The organism is Lysobacter sp. 5GHs7-4 (assembly GCF_021284765.1).
In the GTDB taxonomy this organism is placed as follows: domain Bacteria; phylum Pseudomonadota; class Gammaproteobacteria; order Xanthomonadales; family Xanthomonadaceae; genus Lysobacter.
The window spans coordinates 3446450-3467294 of sequence record NZ_CP089924.1; the positions used below are offsets into that span (position 1 = coordinate 3446450).

At 70.6% G+C, this 20845-nt stretch carries 22 protein-coding genes and 1 tRNA gene; 13 read left to right on the plus strand and 10 right to left on the minus strand.

Translation table 11 applies throughout. The features are described from left to right. Positions 1-126: 126 nt before the first annotated feature. Positions 127-1908 (minus strand): CIA30 family protein, encoded by a 1782-nt coding sequence (locus LVB77_RS15595; protein WP_232907003.1) that lies wholly within the window; start codon positions 1906-1908, stop codon positions 127-129. Positions 1909-2306: 398 nt separating this feature from the next. On the opposite strand from LVB77_RS15595, the gene LVB77_RS15600 reads away from it, so the two are divergent. From LVB77_RS15600 to upp, 4 genes are all read left to right on the plus strand, one after another. Then, complete coding sequence (locus LVB77_RS15600) at positions 2307-3803, plus strand: aminotransferase class III-fold pyridoxal phosphate-dependent enzyme (RefSeq protein ID WP_232907004.1); 1497 nt, start codon at positions 2307-2309, stop codon at positions 3801-3803. Between the two features lie 91 nt (positions 3804-3894). After that, entirely contained in the window at positions 3895-4137 is a 243-nt protein-coding gene (locus LVB77_RS15605; protein ID WP_232907005.1) for a hypothetical protein, read from the plus strand. A 62-nt stretch (positions 4138-4199) separates the two neighbouring features. Further along, positions 4200-4511, plus strand: a complete 312-nt coding sequence (locus tag LVB77_RS15610; RefSeq protein WP_232907006.1) for a hypothetical protein — start codon at positions 4200-4202, stop codon at positions 4509-4511. A gap of 254 nt (positions 4512-4765) precedes the next feature. Continuing rightward, positions 4766-5401: a uracil phosphoribosyltransferase gene (upp, locus tag LVB77_RS15615; protein ID WP_232907007.1), complete on the plus strand. Its 636-nt coding sequence runs from the start codon at positions 4766-4768 to the stop codon at positions 5399-5401. Between the two features lie 415 nt (positions 5402-5816). Here the strand turns inward: upp and LVB77_RS15620 are convergent, their stop codons facing one another. From LVB77_RS15620 to rsmD, 8 genes are all read right to left on the minus strand, one after another. Further along, positions 5817-6593 carry a TMEM43 family protein gene (locus LVB77_RS15620; protein WP_232907008.1) on the minus strand — a complete coding sequence of 259 codons (777 nt, stop codon included), beginning with the start codon at positions 6591-6593 and terminating at the stop codon, positions 5817-5819. Between the two features lie 5 nt (positions 6594-6598). After that, the gene (locus LVB77_RS15625; protein ID WP_232907009.1) at positions 6599-7489 is read right to left on the minus strand and encodes an MBL fold metallo-hydrolase; all 891 of its coding nucleotides are present in this window, start codon (positions 7487-7489) and stop codon (positions 6599-6601) included. A 165-nt stretch (positions 7490-7654) separates the two neighbouring features. Continuing rightward, entirely contained in the window at positions 7655-8239 is a 585-nt protein-coding gene (locus LVB77_RS15630; RefSeq protein ID WP_232907010.1) for a hypothetical protein, read from the minus strand. Between the two features lie 97 nt (positions 8240-8336). Beyond that, positions 8337-10061 carry a gamma-glutamyltransferase gene (gene ggt / locus LVB77_RS15635; RefSeq protein ID WP_232907011.1) on the minus strand — a complete coding sequence of 575 codons (1725 nt, stop codon included), beginning with the start codon at positions 10059-10061 and terminating at the stop codon, positions 8337-8339. A 5-nt stretch (positions 10062-10066) separates the two neighbouring features. Then, positions 10067-10315, minus strand: a complete 249-nt coding sequence (locus tag LVB77_RS15640) for a YfhL family 4Fe-4S dicluster ferredoxin (protein ID WP_232907012.1) — start codon at positions 10313-10315, stop codon at positions 10067-10069. A 396-nt stretch (positions 10316-10711) separates the two neighbouring features. After that, entirely contained in the window at positions 10712-11218 is a 507-nt protein-coding gene (locus LVB77_RS15645) for a hypothetical protein (protein ID WP_232907013.1), read from the minus strand. A 22-nt stretch (positions 11219-11240) separates the two neighbouring features. Further along, complete coding sequence (gene coaD, locus LVB77_RS15650) at positions 11241-11747, minus strand: pantetheine-phosphate adenylyltransferase (RefSeq protein ID WP_232907014.1); 507 nt, start codon at positions 11745-11747, stop codon at positions 11241-11243. A gap of 178 nt (positions 11748-11925) precedes the next feature. Next, positions 11926-12519, minus strand: coding sequence for a 16S rRNA (guanine(966)-N(2))-methyltransferase RsmD (gene rsmD / locus LVB77_RS15655; RefSeq protein ID WP_232907015.1), 594 nt, complete (start codon positions 12517-12519; stop codon positions 11926-11928). Between the two features lie 65 nt (positions 12520-12584). Here rsmD and ftsY point away from each other — a divergent pair, with 65 nt between their 5' ends. The 4 genes from ftsY (at position 12585) to LVB77_RS15675 (ending at position 16531) form a co-directional block, all read left to right on the plus strand. Next, positions 12585-13799 carry a signal recognition particle-docking protein FtsY gene (ftsY, locus tag LVB77_RS15660; protein ID WP_232907016.1) on the plus strand — a complete coding sequence of 405 codons (1215 nt, stop codon included), beginning with the start codon at positions 12585-12587 and terminating at the stop codon, positions 13797-13799. Positions 13800-13819: 20 nt separating this feature from the next. Continuing rightward, positions 13820-15103, plus strand: a complete 1284-nt coding sequence (locus LVB77_RS15665; protein ID WP_232907017.1) for a hypothetical protein — start codon at positions 13820-13822, stop codon at positions 15101-15103. Positions 15104-15141: 38 nt separating this feature from the next. After that, complete coding sequence (mutY, locus tag LVB77_RS15670; RefSeq protein WP_232910318.1) at positions 15142-16194, plus strand: A/G-specific adenine glycosylase; 1053 nt, start codon at positions 15142-15144, stop codon at positions 16192-16194. Positions 16195-16258: 64 nt separating this feature from the next. After that, the gene (locus LVB77_RS15675; RefSeq protein ID WP_232907018.1) at positions 16259-16531 is read left to right on the plus strand and encodes an oxidative damage protection protein; all 273 of its coding nucleotides are present in this window, start codon (positions 16259-16261) and stop codon (positions 16529-16531) included. Between the two features lie 16 nt (positions 16532-16547). Here LVB77_RS15675 and LVB77_RS15680 read toward each other — a convergent pair whose 3' ends face one another. Next, positions 16548-17024 carry a DUF6491 family protein gene (locus LVB77_RS15680; RefSeq protein ID WP_232907019.1) on the minus strand — a complete coding sequence of 159 codons (477 nt, stop codon included), beginning with the start codon at positions 17022-17024 and terminating at the stop codon, positions 16548-16550. A 185-nt stretch (positions 17025-17209) separates the two neighbouring features. Between LVB77_RS15680 and LVB77_RS15685 the strand changes: the two genes are divergently transcribed. The 5 genes from LVB77_RS15685 (at position 17210) to LVB77_RS15705 (ending at position 20845) form a co-directional block, all read left to right on the plus strand. Further along, positions 17210-17285, plus strand: a tRNA-Phe gene (locus LVB77_RS15685). A 182-nt stretch (positions 17286-17467) separates the two neighbouring features. After that, entirely contained in the window at positions 17468-18280 is an 813-nt protein-coding gene (locus LVB77_RS15690; RefSeq protein WP_232907020.1) for a hypothetical protein, read from the plus strand. Between the two features lie 155 nt (positions 18281-18435). Further along, entirely contained in the window at positions 18436-19011 is a 576-nt protein-coding gene (locus LVB77_RS15695; protein WP_232907021.1) for a sigma-70 family RNA polymerase sigma factor, read from the plus strand. Further along, the gene (locus LVB77_RS15700; RefSeq protein ID WP_232907022.1) at positions 19008-19778 is read left to right on the plus strand and encodes an anti-sigma factor; all 771 of its coding nucleotides are present in this window, start codon (positions 19008-19010) and stop codon (positions 19776-19778) included. Before LVB77_RS15695 ends, LVB77_RS15700 begins: the two co-directional genes overlap by 4 nt. Positions 19779-19969: 191 nt before the next feature. Then, the gene (locus tag LVB77_RS15705) at positions 19970-20845 is read left to right on the plus strand and encodes an acyl-CoA desaturase (protein WP_232910320.1); all 876 of its coding nucleotides are present in this window, start codon (positions 19970-19972) and stop codon (positions 20843-20845) included.

Here is a 20845-nt window from a genome sequence, read left to right on the forward strand (position 1 = left end):
TCGCTGCCGCGACTGTAAGTAATCCGGCGCCAAAAGTTCAGGGTGGCGCGTTGCGAAACGCAAAAAACCGGTCGCGCGCGGCGGGCCGAGGGAGGCGGACCCGACGCGCGCGACCGGTGCCACGGCTCAGCGCAGTTCCACCGCCTCGATGGCGAAGGCGAACGGGCCCGGCGCGGCCGCCGCCAGCGAGATGCCGCGCAAGCGGCTCAGGTCGACGTTGGGCAGGCTGGCCAGCGGCACCTTGATTTCGCGCCACTCGCTCCCGGTTTCGACCTGCTGCATGCCCGGGCGGCCGTACATGTCGGCGCCGGAGAACACCAGCAGGGTCAGCGGCTTGCCGTCGCCGCGCACGCGCAGCACCAGTTCGCGCACGCCGCCGGCATCGGTGGCGGCCATCGGCTCGACGCCCGGGAACAGGATCGCGCCGGCCCAGGCGTTGGGCGACCCGGCGACGACTTCGCCGGCCACTTCCAGCGCCGCACCGCCGTCGCGACCGCGGCCGACGGCCAGCTTGGATTGCGAGCGGCCGCCGATCATTTGGTCGGTGGTCGCCGACCAGTTCGGCGACGGCTGGCCGTCGCGCGACAGCTCGACCGCGCCGACGCCGACGCGCGGCATCGGCTTGTCGGCCACGCGCGCCACGCTGTAGCCGTTCTTCCACACCGTGCGGATCGCGCGTGTGGCGGTGATGTCGGTGCCGGGATCGCCGTCGACCAGCACCAGGTCGGCGCGCAGCCCGGGCGCGATGCGGCCGCGATCGCTCAGGCCGAAGCGTTCGGCCGGCGCCGAGGTCGCCGCGCGCAGCGCTTCCAGCGGGCTCAGGCCGGCCTGCACCAACAGGGCCAGTTCGGCGTGCTGGCTGGCGCCGTGGGTGGTGCCGGGATTGCCGGCATCGGTGCCGGCCAACAGCGTCACGCCGGCCGCATGCAGACGGCGCACGTTCTCCAGCGCGTTGGGCAGGTGCTGGTCGATGTCCTTGGGCAAGGGGAAGGTCTGGTTCAGCGCGTCCTTCTGCGCCGGCTGCAGCATCGGCGCGATACGCGGATCGGCCGCCAGCTTGGCGCCCTCGCCCGCGCGCGACAGGGTCGCCATCACGCTCAGGGTCGGCGTGACGAAGGCGCCACGGCGCTTGATCGCCGCGACCAGGGTCTCGTCCGCAACGCGGTCGCTGTAGACGTGGATCAGGCCGTCGGCGCCGGCATCGATCACCTTCTGCGCGTCTTTGACCTGGGCCACGTGCACCATCGCCAGCTTCTTTTGCCGGTGCGCGGCGGCGATCGTGGCCTGCACGGACGCGTCCGACAGGGTCGGGATGCGCGGCTTGCCGCTGTAGGCGGCGCCGTCGTCGACCACCAGCTTGATGTAGTCCGAGCCCTCGCCGATGCGGTCGCGCACGAAGCCCTCGGCCTGGGCGGGATCGTCCAGGGTCGGGATCGCCAGGCCGTACTCGGTGCCGTGGCCGCCCTTGGCGGTGACCAGGGTGCCGGCCGACCACAGGTCGGCGCGGTCGCTGCGCGCGTGGCCCTCGCGCTCCTTGCGCGCCTCGGCGATCAGGCGGTGGTCGGTGAACATGTCCAGCTCGGTGGTGACGCCGAAGCGCAGGGCATCGCGGCGCGCCTCGCCGTAGCTGTGGGTATGGGCGTCGATCAGACCGGGCAGCAGGGTGCCGCCAGCGCCCTCCACCACCGGCACGCCGGCCGGAATCGCCAGCTTCGGGCCGATCGCGGCGATGCGGCCGTCGCGCACCAGCACGGTGGTGGTCGGCAGCATGCGCTGGCCGTCGAACACGCGCACGTCGCGGATGGCGACGTCGTCGCCGCCGTCGCCGGCCGGCTCGGCAGCGCCAGCGGCGCCGCTCAGGGCGACCAGCACCAGCACGCTCAGCCAACGGGGTTTGGGAAGGTTCATCTGCAGCTCCATGGGGGCCGGCGCGGCCGGCTTCGGGGTGCGCTCACTGTCGCGATCCGCCCCGCGGCCCGGCAGTGGACGCCGTCACCGGGGCCCCATGACAGCTGTCACCCGGCCCGGGCGCTTAGGGGGTTATCGCCGTGCCGCGGACGTGGTAAACTCACCCAAGCTATTGAATTGAAACGAAAAACACTCACGGCGCCGCCTGCCTTGGCAGGCCGCTGCGGGTTTACTCGTTTCAGCCCATGCGTGTTTCGACCTGCATGAAGGGCGGCGCTTGGCGACCCGACAACAAACCCGGGGCGCTGCAACTGCGAGCGCCCGGCCACGGAGGCCGGGCCTGTTCTTCATCCCACGATGCTTCGGCCGGACTGCCGACGACCATTGGAGATCTTGCGATGACCCTGCTCAGCCCTCTCGCGCCGCTGCGTGCCCATGCCGGCGCGCGCCGCACCACCGGCCTGGACGACGCCACCGTGGCGCGCTTCGCCGCCAGCCATCCGGAGCTGATCGAAGCCATCGAGGCCGCCGCCGCCGAATACGAGGCCGTGCGCGCCGACATCGCCGACCTGCTGGACCTGGACGAAGACGCGCAGATCCGCGCCATCCAGGGCGGCTACGTCAATTTCTACACCGACGACGGCGTCAACCCCTACGTCGCGCTGGTCGCGCGCGGCCCGTGGATCGTCACCCTCAAGGGCGCGGTGCTGCACGACTCCGGCGGCTACGGCATGCTCGGTTTCGGCCACACCCCGGGCGCGGTGATCGCGGCCATGGCCAAGCCGCAGGCGATGGCCAACATCATGACCCCGTCGCTGTCGCAGCTGCGCTTCGAGCGCGCCCTGCGCGGCGCCATCGGCGTCGAGCGCGGCGGCTGCCCCTACGCGCGCTTCCTGTGCCTGAACTCGGGTTCGGAATCGGTGTCGCTGGCCGCGCGCATCGCCGACGTCAACACCAAGCTGATGACCGACCCGGGCGCCAAGTACGCCGGCCGCGCGATCAAGCGCGTGGTGGTCAAGGGCAGCTTCCACGGCCGCACCGAGCGCCCGGCGCTGTATTCGGATTCCTCGCGCAAGGCCTACGTGCAGTACCTGGCCAGCTTCCGCAACGAGGACTCGGTGATCACCGTCGAGCCCTACGACATCGACGCGCTCAACAAGGTCTTCGCCGACGCCGACGCCAACGGCTGGTTCATCGAGGCGATGTTCCTGGAGCCGGTGATGGGCGAAGGCGACCCGGGCCGCGGCGTGCCGCCGGGGTTCTACGCCGCCGCGCGCGCGCTCACCCGCGATCACGGCTCGCTGCTGCTGATCGACTCGATCCAGGCCGGCCTGCGCGCGCACGGCGTGCTGTCGATCATCGACTACCCGGGCTTCGAAGGCCTGGACGCGCCGGACATGGAGACCTACTCCAAGGCGCTCAACGCCGGCCAGTACCCGCTGTCGGTGCTGGCGGTCGGCGAACGCGCCGCCTCGCTGTACCGCAAGGGTTTGTACGGCAACACCATGACCACCAATCCGCGCGCGCTGGACGTGGCGGTGACGGTGCTGTCGCAGGTGACGCCGGAGCTGCGCGAGAACATCCGCGCGCGCGGCGCCGAGGCGCTGCAGAAGCTGGAGAAGCTCAAGGGCGAACTCGGCGGCCTGATCACCAAGGTCCAGGGCACCGGCTTGCTGTTCTCCTGCGAGCTGGCGCCGCAGTTCAAGTGCTTCGGCGCCGGCTCCACCGAGGAATGGCTGCGCGAGCGCGGCATCGGCGTGATCCACGGCGGCGTCAATTCGCTGCGCTTCACGCCCAACTTCACCATCACCAGCGAAGAGATCGACCTGCTGGTGTCGATGGTGGGCCGCGCGCTCAAGGAAGGCCCGCGCGCGCAGCAGGCCGCCGCGGCCTGAGCCTCGCAAACGGCGGAAAGCGCGCGCAGGCCGCTTCCCGCACGCCGCGGGCTTGCCTACACTCAGCGCTGACTTGATGGGAGTACGCGGAATGATCCGTTTGTCGAACAAGGACACCGGCGCCGACATCGGCGAGATCAGCGAAGAGGAACTGCAGATCCTGGTCGCCGCGCTGGAGGAAGAAGACAGCAAGGACCAGAACTACTGGATCGACCACGCCACCGTCGACATGATCGAGATCGACCATCTCAACGCCGGCTCGCTGATCACCGTGCTGCGCGCGGCCATCGGCAGCGGCGAAGGCGTCGAAATCCAGTACGTGCGCACGGCCTGAGCCGACGCGCGTAGCGGCCGCGGCGGCGACGCCGCGGTCCTTCGCGAACACTCGCCACGCCCATGGCGCTCGATCTGATCCAGGCCCGGCACGACCGCGACGCGCCCTACTCGCAGCGCAGTTTCGCCATCGACGAATCCCTGCACGCGCAGCTGCTGGCCGGCGCGCAACCGCGCGCCGACTATCCCTTGCTGCACAAGATGCGCGACTACTACGCCGACACCACGTTCCTGCTCGGCGAACTGCGCGATCTGAATGCGGAACTGGCGCGCGTGGCCGTGCGCTGCGCCGATCCGGCGCAGGTGCGCGCGCTGCAGGACTTCGTGGAAGCCGCGTTCGCCGACGGCGATAACCTCTACGCTTGCGCCGATTGAGCAGCTTGCCCCTTTGAAAATGGGGGGGGGCTAGGGGGGATTTGCTTTTGCTCCACCGTCGAACGCAAAAGCAAAAGCAAAAACACCCCCCGCGTCGCTACGCGCCGCCGTCCCCTTTTCCAAAGGGGGCCAATCCAAGCGCCGCGCGGCTCCCCCTTTATTGAGGGCGCAACCCAAGCGCGGCTTGCTTCGCGTCGCACTACCGTCAATGCTTGCGCCATGCCCCCGCCGGCGCAACACAAACAAGGCCGCCCATGAAAATCGTCGAAGTCCGCCATCCGCTGGTCCAGCACAAGCTCGGCCTGATGCGCCGCGCCGGCAACAGCACCAAGGAATTCCGCGAACTCGCATCCGAGGTCGCGACCCTGCTGACCTACGAAGCCACCGCCGATCTGGAAACCGAGGAAGCGGTGATCGAAGGCTGGGCCGGCCCGGTCACCATCCGCCGCATCAAGGGCGCCAAGGTCACCCTGGTGCCGATCCTGCGCGCCGGTCTGGGCATGCTGACCGGCGTGCTGGAGCTGATCCCCTCGGCCAAGGTCGGCGTGGTCGGCCTGCAGCGTGACGAACGCACCCTGCAGCCGGTCGGCTACTACGAAAAACTCACCGGCCGCATGGACGAGCGCACCGCGCTGATCCTCGACCCGATGCTGGCCACCGGCGGCACCCTGATCGCGACCGTGGACATGCTCAAGGCCGCGGGCTGCCGCCGCATCAAGGGCCTGTTCCTGGTCGCCGCGCCGGAGGGCCTGCGCGCCCTGGAAGCCCGCCATCCCGACGTCGAGGTCTACACCGCCTCGGTCGACGAGCGCCTCAACGAGGTCGGCTACATCCTGCCCGGCCTGGGCGACGCCGGCGACAAGATCTTCGGCACCAAGCACGAGGCTTGAGCGCCGGACCGCTAGGGCACGCAAGGCTCAAGCCTCTCCCACAGATATCGCAGCACCAAGGCTTTGGGGTAGGAGCGGCGTAAGCCGCGACTACGACGCAGCGCGCAAGCACCGCAGCGCCTGCTTTCTGTGGGAGCGACCTGAGTCGCGATGAGCTTCGCTCACGGTCGGCCTGCCATGGGCCGACGCGCTATGGACCGTGGCTCCAACCTAGGCCGCGGCAATCGCGGCTTACGCCGCTCCCACAGAAATCGCGGAACAAGGGATCGCGGCTCTAACCACAGATGCGGCAATCGCGGCTCACGCCGCTCCCTCAGAAAGCCCAGGTTGCGCCGCGAATGGCTACTACGCGGTCGCGGCTTGCGCCGTTCCTGCGGTGAGATGCGGGATGTGCGCGGCGCATGGCCGCGCGGTCTTAAGCCGTCTTATCGTCGGACCCGAGCGCGCGCGCCTTGGCGCGGCGCCTGCGCCGCCCGACCAGCGCGATCGCGATCACCAGCGCGCCGCCGCCGAACCACGGCCAGATCCGATGCGCGCCCTCGGCTTCGGGGGCGGCCACCGGCGCCGGCACCGGCGCCGCGTTCAAGGCCGCCGCCGCGGTCGCCGCCGACATCCGCCAGCGGCCGTCGACCAGTTCCACCTTGCCTTCCAGCGGCGGCAGGCGCAGTTCGCGCCAGCTCACGCGCAGATCGCCGATCTGCGGATCCAGCGGATTTTCCGCGCTGCCCAAACCGTCGCCTTCGGGCTGAAACGTCGCCGCCAGATTGGCCGGCAGGCGCGAGAAATTCGGCCGGAACATCCGCCACTCGCCCAGCCCCTGCAGCACCGCGGCTTCGATCGGTCGCCCGTCCAGGCTGGCCGAGTCCGACCACCAGCGCCGGTTCTCCAGCGGCAGCGACGGCGGATTCTCGTGGCCGGGCGCATAGCCCTGCGAATCGATGCGTCCGGCGTTCCACACCCGCTCGTAACCGGCGGCGGTGGCGCGCCATTGGTACATCTCGACCTGGCGGTCGAGACCGAACTGGCGCGTGCTCACGCCGAACTCGCGGTCGCGCAACGTGGCGGCGGTGCGCGGCTCGCCCACCGGCTCGGTCGCGACCGGCGGGGCGGCGCTGTCGCGCGCGGGCGCGGGCGTCTGCGCCGCGGTCGCGGCGACGAACAACGCGATCGGCAGCAGGAGCGCCGCCCGCATCGACCTCATGCAGCCAGGGCCCGCGCGTACAGGACCGGAACTTCGTGCGCGGTGCCGAACTTGCCCTTGTCGTCGCGCACCACCTGCGCCAGCGCGCAGCCCGGGTCGTGAGTGAAGAACAGATGCACGTTGCGTTCCAGCTTGTCGGCGAGGAAGGACTTCTTCTCGTCGATCAGCAACTCGGCGTTGCGGTCGTAGCCCATGGTGATGGGCACGTGCACCCAGGGCCGGCCCGGAATCAGGTCGGCGCAGAACACCACCCCGCCGTGCGGATGCCCGGCGACCGTGTCGGGCCCGACGATCTCGGCCAGCATCAGCCCCGGCGTGTGGCCGTCGCTGTAATGGAAACGCACGCTCTGGCCCAGGGTCTTGGAGTACTCGCCCTCGACCAGTTCCAGACGGCCGGTGGCCTCAAGCAGGCCCGGCAACTCCGGTATGAAGCTCGCGCGATCGCGCGCATGCGGCTGCAGCGCGCGCTCGTAATGCGCGCGCCCGACCAGGTAGCTCGCGTTGGGGAACAGCAGCCGCGGCGCCTGGCCTTCGGCCCAGGGCGCGAGCAGGCCGCCGGCATGATCGAAATGCAGGTGCGACAGCACCACCACGTCGATGTCTTCGGGCGCGAAACCGGCCTGCGCCAGCGAATCCAGCAGCACGTGGCGCTCCTCGACCACGCCGTAGCGCTCGCGCAGCTTGGGCTCGAAGAAAGCGCCGATGCCGGCCTCGAACAACACGGTCTTGCCGGCCAGCGGGCTGGCGAGCAAGGCGCGGCAGGCCAGCTCGATGCGGTTCTGCTCGTCCGGCGGCGACCACTTCGACCACATCGCGCGCGGCGCGTTGCCGAACATGGCGCCGCCGTCGAGCTTCTGGCTGTTACCCAATACCGACCAAAGTTTCATCGCCGTCACCCAGGAAGAACGAGACACGGATGCGGGCGCCGTTGCGATCCCGCAAACCCGGGCGCGCCGCCGCTATAGGGTAACTCCGCCGGCGTTAGCGCCGCGATAGCGCGGGCAACGCTGCGTTGCGCGGCTTGCGCGCCGGCGCCGCGACGCGTGCGCCGCTCAATCCTGCGGCGTGGCCACGGTGGCGAAATGGAACACGAATTCGCCGGCCTTGCCGTTGTCGCCGGTGACCCGGATCGGCGCCAGGCTGCCGTCGGGGCGCAGCTTGGCGCTGCCGCTGGCGCTGCTGCGGCTGATCAGGCCCGAGGTATGCCCGGTGATCTTGATGCGCATCTCCTGGCCCGGCACCAGCACCACGCGCGCGATCGACGGATCGCTGGGGCGCGGCAACGCGATCGCCTCGGGGCCGGTGTCTACGTAATCGCGCGAGGCCAGCGAGAACAGGCCTTCGCCGCCGCCCTCGATCTCGAACGACCAGGCGGTGCTGCCGCCGGTGCCGTCGTCGATGACCTCGATCTGCTTGAGCGTCAGCAGCACCGCGGTCTTGCGCGGCGCCTGCGGCGCGGAGGCGGGCGCCACGGCGGCCGGCTTGGCCGGCACAGCGGTGGCCGGCGTCTTCGCGTCGCTGCCGATCCAGTCGCGCACGTTGTTGACCAGCGTGGTCAGGCCGACCAGAAACGCGAGCACCGCGACCGAAATCGCCGGCACACGCGTGTACCAGGGCTTGTCCTGTTGATCGCTCACCGTCCGCCCCTGTTGATCGCATCGCCCGTGGTAGGCGAAATCTACTGCACCGCGCGCTACGGCTCTAGCGTGGCGCGCGTCTTGCCCGCTTCCCGCCTCAGGGCTGCGCCAGCACCGCCGCCTTGCCGACCGGGTTGCGCGGATCGGTGCCGCCGGACAAGGTGCCCGCGGTCTTGTCCCACATCACCGTCTGCAGATTGCCCCAGGTCGCCTCGCCGGCGTTGACCTTGTGCCCCATCGCCTGCAGCGCCGTCACCGTGTCGGGCGCCAGCGCGCCGGCCTCGGCCGAGATCGCATCGGGCATCCATTGGTGGTGGAAACGCGGCAGCGCCGCGACCTGCTGCGGCGCCAGGCCGGCGTCGTAGGCCAGGATCGCCAGCAGCACCTGGGTGATGATGCGGCTGCCGCCGGGCGCGCCGACCGCGATCACTTTGTCCTTGGACTCCAGGAAACTGGGCGTCATCGAACTCAGCATGCGCTTGCCCGGCGCCGGCGCGTTGGCCGAAAAACCCATCACGCCGAACGCATTGGGCGTGCCAGGGCGCAGCGCGAAATCGTCCATTTCGTTGTTGAGCAGCACGCCGGTGCCCGGCGCGACCATGCCCGAGCCGTACAGCAGGTTCACGGTCTGGGTGGCGGCCACGCGGTTGCCGTCGGCGTCGATGATCGAGAAGTGGGTGGTCTCGTCGTCTTCCAGCGGCGCCGGTTCGCCCGACAGCAGATCGCTGGGCGTGGCCTTCTGCGGATGGATGGTGGCGCGCAGGCCGGCGGCGTAGTCGGGGCTGGTCAGGCGCACGACCGGCACCTTCACGAAATCCGGATCGCCCAGGTACAGGGTGCGGTCGCGGTAGGCGCGGCGCATGGCCTCGGCGACGATGTGCACGCGGTGGGCGTCGTCGAGCTTGGACAGGTCCCAGCCCGACAGCATCTGCAGGATTTCGGCCAGGGCCACGCCGCCCGAAGACGGCGGCGGCGCGGTGGTGATGTCCCAGCCGCGGTACTTCAGCCGCAGCGGTTCGCGTTCGCGCACCTGGTAGCCCGACAGCTCGTCGGCGCGCCACTGGCCGCCCTCGTGCTTGACCGCGGCCAGCAGCTTCTTGGCGACTTCGCCGCGATAGAAACCGTCGTAGCCCTTGGCGGCCAGCAGTTCCAGCGTATGCGCGAGTTCGGGCTGCTTGAGGATCTCGCCGGCCTTGGGCGGATCGCCGTCGGCCAGGAACACCGCGCGCGTGCCGGCGTAGCGTTCCATTACTTCGCGGCGGCTGGCGTAGCCCTTTTCCAGGCGCGGATAGATCGGGAAGCCTTCATTGGCGATACGGATCGCCGGCGCCAGCGAGGTCTTCAGCGGCAGCTTGCCGTAGCGCTCGGCCAGATGCACCAGCGCGGCCGGCAGGCCGGGAATGCCGGCCGACCACGGGCCGTTGGTGGCGCGGTCGCGATCGAGCTGGCCGTTCTTGTCCAGATAGGCGGCCGGCGTGGCGGCGGCCGGCGCGGTCTCGCGCGCATCGACGAACACGTCGCGGCCGCTCTTGGCGTCGTGCAGCAGGAAGAAACCGCCGCCGCCGATGCCGGAACTGATCGGCTCGACCACCGACAGCGTCGAGGACACCGCGACCGCCGCGTCGAAGGCGTTGCCGCCCTGGCGCAGGATTTCCAGGCCGGCGTCGGTGGACAGTTGGTGCGCGCTGGCGATGGCCGCGCCCGGCGGATGCGCCGCGCCGGTCTGCGGCGCCTGCGCGGCTTGCGCGGGCGCGAACAGCGAGACCGCGCTCGCCAACACCAGGGACCACAGACCTGCGTGCACCGCGGACGCCTTGCGCATCGTGTTCACTCCTGTTGCAAACGCTGCAGCTTGGCCAGCAGCTGCTCGTGGGATTCGGGATGGGCCGGATCGTTGTCGATGCATTCGACCGGACAGACGACCACGCACTGCGGCTCGTCGTAATGGCCGACGCATTCGGTGCAGCGCGCCGGATCGATCATGTAAATGGTTTCGCCCTGCGCGATCGCCTGATTCGGGCAGGCCGGTTCGCAGACGTCGCAGTTGACGCAGAGTTCGTTGATGCGCAGGGACATTGGGGGGACTATGCCACTCGATGCGGGGATTTTCGCATTGCTGGGGCCGTTTGGGCGGTGGCCGGCGGGTGACGTGGCGGGATGCTGTATTGCTAGAGGGGCGCGGATGCTGTGATGGGCGCTGGTAGGCCCAAGGACGGCGATGACCGTCTGGCGTCGGCGACTCGACAATGTGGCCGCGCCTTGCGCACCGGCTTTAAGGGGTATTGTCATTGCGCGGAGTCGCTGGCTTGAGACCATGCCAGCGATTTGGGCCGCCCAGCCCTAGCGCATAGCGCTAGGGCGTTCGCGAGCGCACGAGCCAGTGGCTCGTAAGCGCGCTCGCTCACCCCCGCCTACGCGGGGATGACGATCCGGCAAAGGCGTGGCCGCCGATGGCGGCCACGCGCCGGATCGTCACTTCACTTCAATAAACGAATACTCGACGCCGTACGGGGTGACCGCGGCCTTGACGCGTTCGCTGTCGGCGGCGGCGCCGATGAACAGCACCTTCACGCCCTTCATCGGCGGGGTTTCCTTGGTCGGCGCCGGGAAGGCGGCGATGATCAGGTCGGCCATCTTGGCCGAGGCCGGCGAGCCGTAGGCCAGCAGGGTGCCTTCGACGATGCCGCGCGCGACGTCGAGCTTGGCCTTGTCGGTCTGGCGCTCGAAGTAGCCCTGGAAGTCGGCGCTGCTCTCGGCCGGCAGGTAGTACAGGTACGGGCTGACGGTGATGCCTTCGGCGTCGACCTTGCGCTTGACCACGTCGGTCAGGTACTTGCTCCACTCGGCGTCGCCGCTGGTGGTGGGCGCGGTCAGCGGGGCTTGCACGGCGGCGGCCGGCGCGGCTTCTTCCTTCTTGCACGCGGCCACGAAGGGCAGCGCGAGGCAGGCGATCAGCATCAGGCGGGAGGTGGTGTTCATCGGGATCCCCGTGTGTTGGAAGTCATCGTTTCTGATTGCGCTGCCATTCGGCCTGCAACGCTTCGGCTACCGCCGTGGGTACGAACCCCGAGACGTCGCCGCCGAGGCGGGCGATCTCGCGTACCAACGACGAGGAAATGAAGCCGTACTGCTCGGCGGGGGTGAGGAACAGCGTCTCCACCTCCGGAATCAGGTGCCGGTTCATGCTGGCCAGCTGGAACTCGTACTCGAAGTCCGACACCGCGCGCAGGCCGCGCAGCAGCACGCCGCCGCCGACTTCGTCGACGAAATGCGCCAGCAGGCAGTCGAAGCCGCGCACCTCGATGTGCGGATGATGGGCGACGGCCTGGCGGGCCAGTTCCACGCGCAATTCCAGCGACAGCGCCGGCCCTTTGCCGGGGCTGGCGGCCACGCCGATGATCATGCGTTCGAACAGCGGAGCGGCACGGTCGACGAGGTCGATATGGCCGTTGGTGATCGGATCGAAGGTGCCGGGATAGACGGCGATTCGAGTACGGGCCACGCTCATGGAGTGATCGTTCGCGTCTGCTGGCGGGTGGCGGCGGACCGGCGGCGGCGCGGACCAGGGGTCACGCTGCCGTCGCGAGTGTCCGTCGGGACGGGGCGCAGTGTAGCAGTCGCGCGCTTTCGCAGGGCCCGCTGCGACGCCGTGCCGGCCCCCGGTCGCGATCGGCCCGGACCGCGCGTCAGGGCACGGCCGGCCGCTGCCGATACAAGGCGTAATCGACCTCGCGGGTACCGCCCTCGCGGTGGCGCAGCCAGTCCGGCGACAGCGCCGGCACGGTGCCGCGCGGGGCCTCGACATAGAGCCAGGCGCCGGCGGCCAGTTTCGGCAACAGCGCCGGCCACACCGCGTCCCACAGACCGGCCGCGAACGGCGGATCGACGAAGGCCAGGTCGTAGCCGCCATCGGCCTGCCCGCCCAGCCAACTCAGGGCCTCGGCCTGCACCACCTGCGCGGCCTCGCCGCCGGGCAGGCGCGTAGCGGTCGCACGCAGGGCCGCGGCCAGGGCCGGGTCGCGTTCGACCAAGGTCGCGGCGGCCGCGCCGCGCGACAGCGCCTCCAGCCCCAGCGCGCCGGTACCGGCGAACAGGTCCAGCACGCGCGCGCCGGGCAGGGCCGGGATCAACCAGTTGAACAAGGTCTCGCGCACCCGGTCGGAGGTCGGACGTAGGCCGGGCGCGTCGGGCACGTCCAGGCGGGTGCCGCGCCAGCGGCCGCCGATGATGCGGATGCGCCCGGGCGCCGTGGCGGTGCGGCCTGCGGAAGGTTTGTTCATCGGGAGCGTGGCGAGGCCGGTGCTAGCATGTGCGCATTCTCGCGCATTCGTGACGCTTCCCCCTGATGATCGGTTTTTTCCGCCGCAAGAAGCCCGAAACTCCCGCCAGCGAAGCCCGCCTCAGCACCGAGGAACTGGCCGCCGCGTTTCCATCGGCGCAGGCCCCGTCGGCGCAGCCCCCGGCTGCGACCGAAGCCGTCGTCGAATCGCCCGCCGCCGAGCTTCCGGCCGACGTTCCAGCCACCGAACCGGTCCCGGCCGAGGTGATCGCCGCCGCGTTCGAGGTCGATGCGCAAGCGGCACAGGCCGTGGCCGCCGACGCCCTCGTCGCCGACGCGCCCACAGCGGCGCCCGCCCCCGCCGGCAAGCCCGGCTGGCGCGAACGCCTGCGCGGCAGCGCCTTCGCGCGCAGCCTGGGCGGACTGTTCTCGCGCAATCCCAAGCTCGACGACGACCTGCTGGACGAAATCGAAACCGCGCTGATCACCGCCGACGTCGGCGTCACCGCGACCAGCCAACTGGTCGAAGGCCTGCGCCGACGCATGAAGGCGCGCGAGTTCGCCGACGCGCCCGCCCTGCTCACCGCCTTGCGCGCCGAGCTGATCGCGCTGCTGCGTCCGGTCGCGCAGCCGCTGCGCATCGATCCCGGCGCGCGCCCGTTCGTGCTGCTGACCGTCGGCGTCAACGGCGTCGGCAAGACCACCACCATCGGCAAGCTGGCCAAGCGCTACCGCGACGAGAACCGCGCGCTGATGCTGGCCGCCGGCGACACCTTCCGCGCCGCCGCGGTCGCGCAGTTGCAGACCTGGGGCGAGCGCAACGGCGTGCCGGTGATCGCCCAGGGACAAAACGCCGACGCGGCCTCGGTCGCGTTCGACGCGCTGCAGGCGGCCAAGGCGCGCGGCATGGAAGTACTGATCGCCGACACCGCCGGCCGCCTGCACACCCAACAGGGCCTGATGGCCGAACTGGGCAAGATCAAGCGCGTGCTGCAGAAGGTCGATGCCGACGCGCCGCACGAAGTGCTGATGGTGATCGACGGCACCACCGGCCAGAACGCCTTGTCGCAGCTGCGACAGTTCCATGCCGCGGTCGGCGTGACCGGCCTGGTGGTGACCAAACTGGACGGCACCGCCAAGGGCGGCGTGGTGTTCGCGCTGGCGCGCGAGTTCGGCATCCCGATCCGCTACGCCGGCATCGGCGAGCGCCCTGAAGATTTGCGCGTGTTCGACGCCGAAGCCTTCGTCGACGCGCTGCTGCCCGAAGCGCTGGGCGCCTGATCCCGGCCGCCGGCGCGCGCATGGTCGCCGACACCGCCACGCCCGCCGGACCGGCGCCGCGCAGACGCGCGCGCCGGCTATTGAAGACGCTCGCGTTGTTGGGCGTGCTGGCGGTACTGGCGCTGGCCTGGGTCTCGCGCCCGAACCGCGCCGCCGCGCTGATCCTGGACCGCGCCGGCGCCGCGCTGGGCCTGGAGATCAGCGCCGCCGGCGCCAGCGAGTACCGCTTGCGCGGCACGCCGATGCTGCTGGTGCGCGACGTGGTCGTGCGCGAACCCGGTGCGGCCACGCCGCTGCTCAGCGCGCGCCGCATCCAGCTGTCGCTGCCGTGGTCGACGATCCGCAGCGCCGGCGATGCGCTCACCGTCGAGCGCGTGGAACTGGACGCGCCGCTGCTGAACCTGCCGGCGCTGCAGCACTGGCTGGCGAGCCGCCCGCCGTCGACGCAGACGCGCATCCCCACGCTGACCGACGGCCTGCGCATCGTCGACGGGCGCCTGATCAATCACGACTGGCGCATCGAAGCCATCCACGCCGACCTGCCCGCGCTGTATCCGGACCGGCCGGTGCGCGCGCGCCTGCGCGGCCGTTATCTGGACGCGCCGCTGGCGATTCCGTTCGATCTGGCGGTGGCCTTGTCGCGACCGGCGCCGGCGGCCGGGCTCGGCGCCAACGGCCGCATTGCGATCGAGCAATCCGGCTGGCGCCTGCCGGCGACGGTGGCGCTGTCCGGGCCGCTGCGCATCGGCGACGACGAACTCACCATCGTGCCGGCGCGGCTGGGCGCGGCGGCGAGCTACGAATCCGGCGACACCCGCCTGCCGTTCGCGTTGGGCCTGCACGGTCCGCTGAAGTTCGACGAAGCGGTGTGGTCGCTGGAGCCGGTCGCGCTGGCGCTGCGCGCGCGCGGCGCGGCGGACAATCCGATTCCCAGCCTCGACGCGCAAGGCGCGCTCGCCCTGGGCCGGCGCCTGGTGCTGCAACTGGACGGCCGGCTCGCGTCCTGGCCGCAGGCCTGGCCTGCGCTACCGGCACCGCTGGACGCCACCGCGCCGCTGCCGTTCGAACTGCGCTATGTCGGCCGCCCCGATTTGTCCGAAACCGTCGGCCTGCGCCTGAGCCAAGACCAGACCCAGGCCGACAGCGAATTCCGCCTGCCCGCGATGCTGGCCTGGATCGACACCGGCAACCGCGGCGCGCCGCTGCCGCCGCTGCGCGCGCGCCTGCGCACGCCCAAGCTGGAAATCTCCGGCGCGACCTTGGAAGGTGTGGAAGTCGAGCTCGGCGACGAGGACCTGCCGTGAGCCGAACCGCCAGCGCTAAAGCGCCAGCCGCCATGACCATGGACACCGACACCGACGCATTCGCCAGCCGCCTGCTGCGCTGGTTCGACGTGTCCGGCCGCCATGACCTGCCCTGGCAGCATCCGCGCACGCCCTACCGGGTGTGGCTGTCGGAAATCATGCTGCAGCAGACCCAGGTCAAGACCGCCGCGCCGTATTTCGAACGCTTCGTCGCCGCCCTGCCCTCGCTGTCCGCACTGGCCGCGGCGCCGCAGGACCAAGTGCTGGCGCTGTGGTCGGGCCTGGGCTACTACGCCCGCGCGCGCAATCTGCACGCCGCTGCGCAGCGCTGCGTCGAACTGCACGGCGGCGAACTGCCGCGCGACCTGGATGCGCTGACCGCCCTGCCCGGCATCGGCCGCAGCACCGCCGCCGCGATCCTGTCGCAGGCCTGGGGCGACCGCCACGCCATCCTCGACGGCAACGTCAAGCGCGTGCTCACGCGCTACCACGGCGTCGCCGGTTACCCCGGACTGCCCGCAGTCGAAAAACAGCTGTGGGCGCTGGCGCAGTCGCATCTGCCCGACGCGCGCATGGCCGACTACACCCAGGCGCAGATGGACCTGGGCGCGACCCTGTGCACGCGCGCCGATCCGGCCTGCGTGCTGTGCCCCTTGCAAGACGACTGCGTCGCACGCCGCGAAGGCCGCGTCGCCGACCTGCCCACGCCCAAGCCCGGCAAGGTCGCGCCGCAGCGTCATGCGCAGGTGCTGTGGCTGATCGACGCGCAGGACCGCGTGCTGCTGCAGAAGCGTCCGCCGGCCGGCATCTGGGCCTCGCTGTGGACCCTGCCGCAAGCCGACGACGCCGACGCCGCGCAGGCCTGGCTGCGCGCGCACACGCGCGCCGATTTCGCCGCCGCCGAAGCGCTGGCGCCGATCGCGCACGCCTTCAGCCACTACAAGCTGGAACTGCAGCCGCTGCGCTGGCGCGGCATCGCCCTGAGCGACGCGGTGGGCGACAATGCCGACCTGCGCTGGGTCGCGCGCGCGGAGTTGTCCGAACTGGGCATCCCCGCGCCGATCCGCAAGCTGCTGGAAGGCAGCCGCTAGCGATTCCGTATCGCCCACACTTCACGCTCGCGGCTTACCTCGCGAGCCGCCAACAGGAACTCCGATGCCCCGCACCGTCCATTGCGAATACGAACACCGCGACACCGACGGCCTGGACTTCGTGCCCTGGCCCGGCCCGCTGGGCAAGCGCGTCTACGCGCACATCGGCAAGACCGCCTGGGCGGCCTGGCTGGCGCACCAGACCATGCTGATCAACGAGAACCGGCTGTCGCCGCTGGACCCCAAGCACCGCGCGTTTCTGGAAACGGAGATGGAGAAATTCCTGTTCGGCGGCGGCGCCGACAAGCCGGCCGGCTACGTCGCGCCGGAGAGCTGACCGGCGCGGCAGCCGCTTACTTGCCGTCCTGCGGCGTCACGCCGTCGTCGCGCGATTCCGGCACCGTGCCGGCCTCACGCCGGTCGCGCTGCGCCTGCTTGATCGCCTTGACGTCCAGCGGACGGATCTGACCGATGTGGCAGGGGAACGGCAGCGCGCCCTGGCCCAGCACCATCACCTTGTCGAAGCGCGCATAGACCCGGCCGGCCTGATTGCTGACCGTGATCGCCGAGGCGAAATCCAGGTCCGAGCAGCGCCCCTGCAGTTCCAGCAGATAGGCCTGATTGGGACGCGTCCACACCGCCAGCGCGCTGTCCCCCAGCGGGGTCCAGCCGTCCAGCCGGCCGTAGTACTGGAAGGCCGGCACCGGCGCGCCGGCGTGGGCGCGGTACAAGGCCAGCCGGTCGGCGTCGCGCATCTTGGGGTCGGTCGCGCAGGCGCTCATCGCGAACAGCGCCAGCGCGGCGGATACGGCGAATACATAGCGTTTCATGACGGCTCCTGAGGAAGGCGTACAGTCCATGCCTGCGAGTGCATACCGATGGGCTCCGGCACCATCATGCGCCGCTGCCGGCACACCGCGCGGTCCCGGCCGCGCGTCGTTCAGCGCACAGGCGGCTTGCCAGATCGTTCGGCGCTCCGTATCATCCCGCTCCTCATCACGGCCTGCCGTGAAATGGCCGGGTAGCTCAGTTGGTAGAGCAGGGGATTGAAAATCCCCGTGTCGGGGGTTCGATTCCCTCCCCGGCCACCATTTCGCAAGCCTTGAACCGTCAACCCCGCATGGCGCCCGCCCTGCGGGGTTTTCTGTTTAGGGCCCGCGGCCTGCCCGCGACGCCTGTTTCGATCCGCGGTCCGGGTGCCCTGCCCGCCGCCTGCATCAATTTCCGGTCCCGCCTCGTATAGGTCCGCATGGCATCCACCGTGCGAGCGCCCATGGCCCGTCAATCCCACCCCACCGGGCGTGCCGCCCTGTTCGGCCTGTTGTGCTGCGTCTGGGGCGCGGCCGGCGCGGGCCCGGTCGAGCGCTACGACGGCCTGGCCTATGCCCGCGACGGCGCCCGCCTGCTCTACCGGGAAACCCATTGGCGCTACGCCGAGCAGGGCGTGGGGCATCGGCTCGTGCTCTATCGCTGCCCGGGCGGCGAGGCGTTCGCGCGCAAGCGCGTGGTCGACGGCGCCAGCGCGGCGGCGCCCGACTTCGATTTCAGCGACGGCCGCGACGGCTACCGCGAAGGCGTGCGCAGCCGCGGCGACGGGCGCGAGGTCTACGTGCAGGACGGCGCGCGCGCGCCGCTGCGCAGCCGCGCCCTGAGCCTGCCGCGCGACGCGGTCATCGATGCCGGTTTCGATGCCATGGTGCGCGCACGCTGGGACGCGCTCTCGCCAGGCCGCGCGATCGCCGTTCCGTTCCTGCTGCCCAGCCGCTTCGACTTCCTCGATCTGAAACTCGCCGCGGCCGCACCGGCGCGTGTGGACGGCCGAGGCGCGCGACGCCTGCGCATGTCGCTGGACCGCTGGTACGGCTTCGCGATACCGGCCATCGAGCTCACCTACGCGGACGCGGACCGGCGCTTGTTGGAGTTCCGCGGCATAGGCACGATCCGCGATCGTCGCGGCCGTCATCTCGACGTACGCATCGCCTTCCCCGCCGATGCGGTTAGCCATGACGCGACGCGCGCCGAGGTCGAACGCGCCACCACGATGCCGCTGGCGCGCAACTGCGGCGCCGGATCGCCGTCGGTATGAAGCGCATGTCCGCGGTCTCGGCGCATCCCTCCGCCCTGCCTTCACCACGCGCGCGGCGCCGATGGCATATAGTCGCCGCGCGTTGGGGTCGCATGCCGTCAGGCCTTGCCGCCGTCCCCGCGACTCCTACCCGCTTGGTCCTCACAGGTGCAGGAATGCCCGAGTCTCCGCAACGCCAGCGCACTCCGGAAAGCGAACGCCTCGATGGCCTCTTGGGCGATGTCGCCGGCGGCGATCGCGGGGCCTTCGAAGCCTTGTACCGCGCCACTTCCGGCAAGCTGCTGGGCGTATGCCTGCGCGTGCTGCCCGACCGCGCCGAGGCCGAGGACGTGCTGCAGGAGGTCTACGCCAGCGTCTGGCGCAAGGCGGTGCAGTTCGACGCGCAGCGCGCCAGCGCCATCACCTGGCTGGCGATGATCGCGCGCAACAAGGCCATCGATCGCGCCCGCGCCTTGCCGGCGCCGCAGCGCACCGCCTCGATCGAGCTCGCCGACGAAATCGCCGATCACGCGGCCACACCGCTGCAGCAAGCGGAGGCCGCGAACGATCAGAGTCGGCTGGAAATCTGCATGCAGCGTCTGGAAGCGCGCCGACGCGCGCTGATCCGCACCGCGTTCTTCGACGGCGCGACCTATGAAGAACTGGCGGCCCGGATCGGTTCGCCGCTGGGCTCGGTCAAGAGCTGGATCCGTCGCGGTCTGAGCCAACTGCGGGCGTGCCTGGAATCATGAGCGCCCAAGACCCTCGCTTCGACGACGAGACCGGGCCCGAGCCGCCGGATTCGGATACGCACGCCGCCGAGTACGTGCTGGGCGTGCTCGATGCGCGGCAGCGTCTGCAGGCGCAGGCGCGCATCGCCGCCGATCCCGAGTTCGCGCGCGCGGTGACGGATTGGGAGCGGCGCCTGGCCGCGCTCCTGGACGAAATCGCGCCCGTCGACGTGCCCGCGCATCTGTGGCCACGCCTGCGCACCCGTTTGGGCTGGTCGCCGGTAGGCGAGCCCGCTCGCGGGATCTGGCAGAACCTTGGTTTCTGGCGCACCGCCACCGCGGTCGCCGCCGCGGCTGCGCTGGCGGCGGTGTTCGTGGGCCGCCTGCCGCAGACGCCGACGCCGACACCGCCGGTAACGCCGCCGATCGCGGTGGAACCGGCCGAGCAGGCCAAGCCGGTCACCACCCTGGCGCACGACGACGGCACGCCGGGCTGGCTGGCGTCGCTGGACATCAAACAGGGCAAGGTTCTGATGGTGCCGGTGCCCGCGCCCGCCGATGCCCAGGGCCGCGTGCCCGAGCTGTGGCTGATTCCGGCTGGCGAAGCGCCGCGCTCCCTGGGCCTGGTGTCGATCGACAAGGCGCATACGGTCGCGGTGCCCAAGGACTTGCTGCGCGCGCTCAAGGCCGGCTCGACCCTGGCGATCACCCTGGAGCCCGCGGGCGGCGCGCCGCAGGGCGTCCCGACCGGCCCCATCGTCGCCAAGGGCGGTCTGCAGACGATCTGATCGCGGCGGTGCATCCGCCGCGGGCGTGGCCCCGTACCTCCAGATGACACGCTCATCGGGAGAGTTTCATGCCGCAGCCGCCGTCCACGCCCTCCTCCGCCAGCGCGGTCGCGGCGGCCGGGCCCGTGCGCCGCCGTCGCTGGTCGGTGCTGTGGCGCTGGGTCGATACCCGCGCCGGCGACGACGACGGCATGCCCGGCGATGGCATGCGCGACAACGAGGAACGCATCGACTGGCTGCGCGCCTCGCCGTTTCTGGCCATGCATTTGGCCTGCGTGGCGGTGTTGTGGGTCGGCGTGTCGCCGATCGCGCTGGCGGTGGCGGCGGCGTTGTACGCCTTGCGCATGTTCGCCCTGACCGCGTTCTATCACCGCTACTTTTCGCACCGCACGTTCCGCACCTCGCGCGCGGTGCAATTTTTGTTCGCCCTGATCGGCGCGTCCTGCGTGCAACGCGGACCGTTGTGGTGGGCCGCGCACCATCGCAACCACCATCGCCATACCGAGACCGCGCTGGACCCGCATTCGCCCAGCGTGCATGGCTTTCTTTGGAGCCATGTCGGCTGGTTCCTGACCCCGCATGCGTTCCGCACGGATCTGTCGCGCGTGCCCGATCTGGCGCGCTATCCGGAACTGCGTTGGTTGGACCGGTACGACACCGCGGTACCCGTCGCGCTGGCCGCCTCGCTTTACGGCGCGGGCGTGTTGCTGGAGCGTTATGCACCGGCCCTGGGCACCAGCGGCGGACAGATGCTGGTCTGGGGCTTCTTCGTCTCGACCACGGTGCTGTTCCACTGCACGGTGACGATCAACTCGCTCGCCCACCGCTACGGCACGCGCCGTTTCGATACCGCTGACGACAGCCGCAATAATTTCTGGCTGGCGCTGATCACCTTCGGCGAAGGCTGGCACAACAACCATCACTTCTTCCCCGGCACGGTCCGGCAAGGCTTCCGCTGGTGGGAGGTCGATCTGACCTGGTACGCGTTGCGCGCGATGGCCGTGCTGGGCCTGGTGCGCGATCTCAAGCCGATTCCCGAATGGGTCGCGGCGAAGGCGCGGGGCTGA

Coding starts and splice junctions, on each gene's coding strand:
- LVB77_RS15705 (WP_232910320.1), top strand. CDS start 19,970: ATGCCCGGCGATGGCATGCGCGACAACGAGGAACGCATCGACTGGCTG.
- LVB77_RS15640 (WP_232907012.1), bottom strand. CDS start 10,315: ATGTCCCTGCGCATCAACGAACTCTGCGTCAACTGCGACGTCTGCGAA.
- LVB77_RS15600 (WP_232907004.1), top strand. CDS start 2,307: ATGACCCTGCTCAGCCCTCTCGCGCCGCTGCGTGCCCATGCCGGCGCG.
- LVB77_RS15595 (WP_232907003.1), bottom strand. CDS start 1,908: ATGAACCTTCCCAAACCCCGTTGGCTGAGCGTGCTGGTGCTGGTCGCC.
- LVB77_RS15620 (WP_232907008.1), bottom strand. CDS start 6,593: ATGCGGGCGGCGCTCCTGCTGCCGATCGCGTTGTTCGTCGCCGCGACC.
- LVB77_RS15690 (WP_232907020.1), top strand. CDS start 17,468: ATGGCCCGTCAATCCCACCCCACCGGGCGTGCCGCCCTGTTCGGCCTG.
- ggt (WP_232907011.1), bottom strand. CDS start 10,061: ATGCGCAAGGCGTCCGCGGTGCACGCAGGTCTGTGGTCCCTGGTGTTG.
- upp (WP_232907007.1), top strand. CDS start 4,766: ATGAAAATCGTCGAAGTCCGCCATCCGCTGGTCCAGCACAAGCTCGGC.
- LVB77_RS15700 (WP_232907022.1), top strand. CDS start 19,008: ATGAGCGCCCAAGACCCTCGCTTCGACGACGAGACCGGGCCCGAGCCG.
- coaD (WP_232907014.1), bottom strand. CDS start 11,747: ATGAGCGTGGCCCGTACTCGAATCGCCGTCTATCCCGGCACCTTCGAT.
- LVB77_RS15625 (WP_232907009.1), bottom strand. CDS start 7,489: ATGAAACTTTGGTCGGTATTGGGTAACAGCCAGAAGCTCGACGGCGGC.
- LVB77_RS15610 (WP_232907006.1), top strand. CDS start 4,200: ATGGCGCTCGATCTGATCCAGGCCCGGCACGACCGCGACGCGCCCTAC.
- LVB77_RS15645 (WP_232907013.1), bottom strand. CDS start 11,218: ATGAACACCACCTCCCGCCTGATGCTGATCGCCTGCCTCGCGCTGCCC.
- LVB77_RS15695 (WP_232907021.1), top strand. CDS start 18,436: ATGCCCGAGTCTCCGCAACGCCAGCGCACTCCGGAAAGCGAACGCCTC.
- LVB77_RS15665 (WP_232907017.1), top strand. CDS start 13,820: ATGGTCGCCGACACCGCCACGCCCGCCGGACCGGCGCCGCGCAGACGC.
- ftsY (WP_232907016.1), top strand. CDS start 12,585: ATGATCGGTTTTTTCCGCCGCAAGAAGCCCGAAACTCCCGCCAGCGAA.
- rsmD (WP_232907015.1), bottom strand. CDS start 12,519: ATGAACAAACCTTCCGCAGGCCGCACCGCCACGGCGCCCGGGCGCATC.
- LVB77_RS15680 (WP_232907019.1), bottom strand. CDS start 17,024: ATGAAACGCTATGTATTCGCCGTATCCGCCGCGCTGGCGCTGTTCGCG.
- LVB77_RS15675 (WP_232907018.1), top strand. CDS start 16,259: ATGCCCCGCACCGTCCATTGCGAATACGAACACCGCGACACCGACGGC.
- LVB77_RS15605 (WP_232907005.1), top strand. CDS start 3,895: ATGATCCGTTTGTCGAACAAGGACACCGGCGCCGACATCGGCGAGATC.
- mutY (WP_232910318.1), top strand. CDS start 15,142: ATGGACACCGACACCGACGCATTCGCCAGCCGCCTGCTGCGCTGGTTC.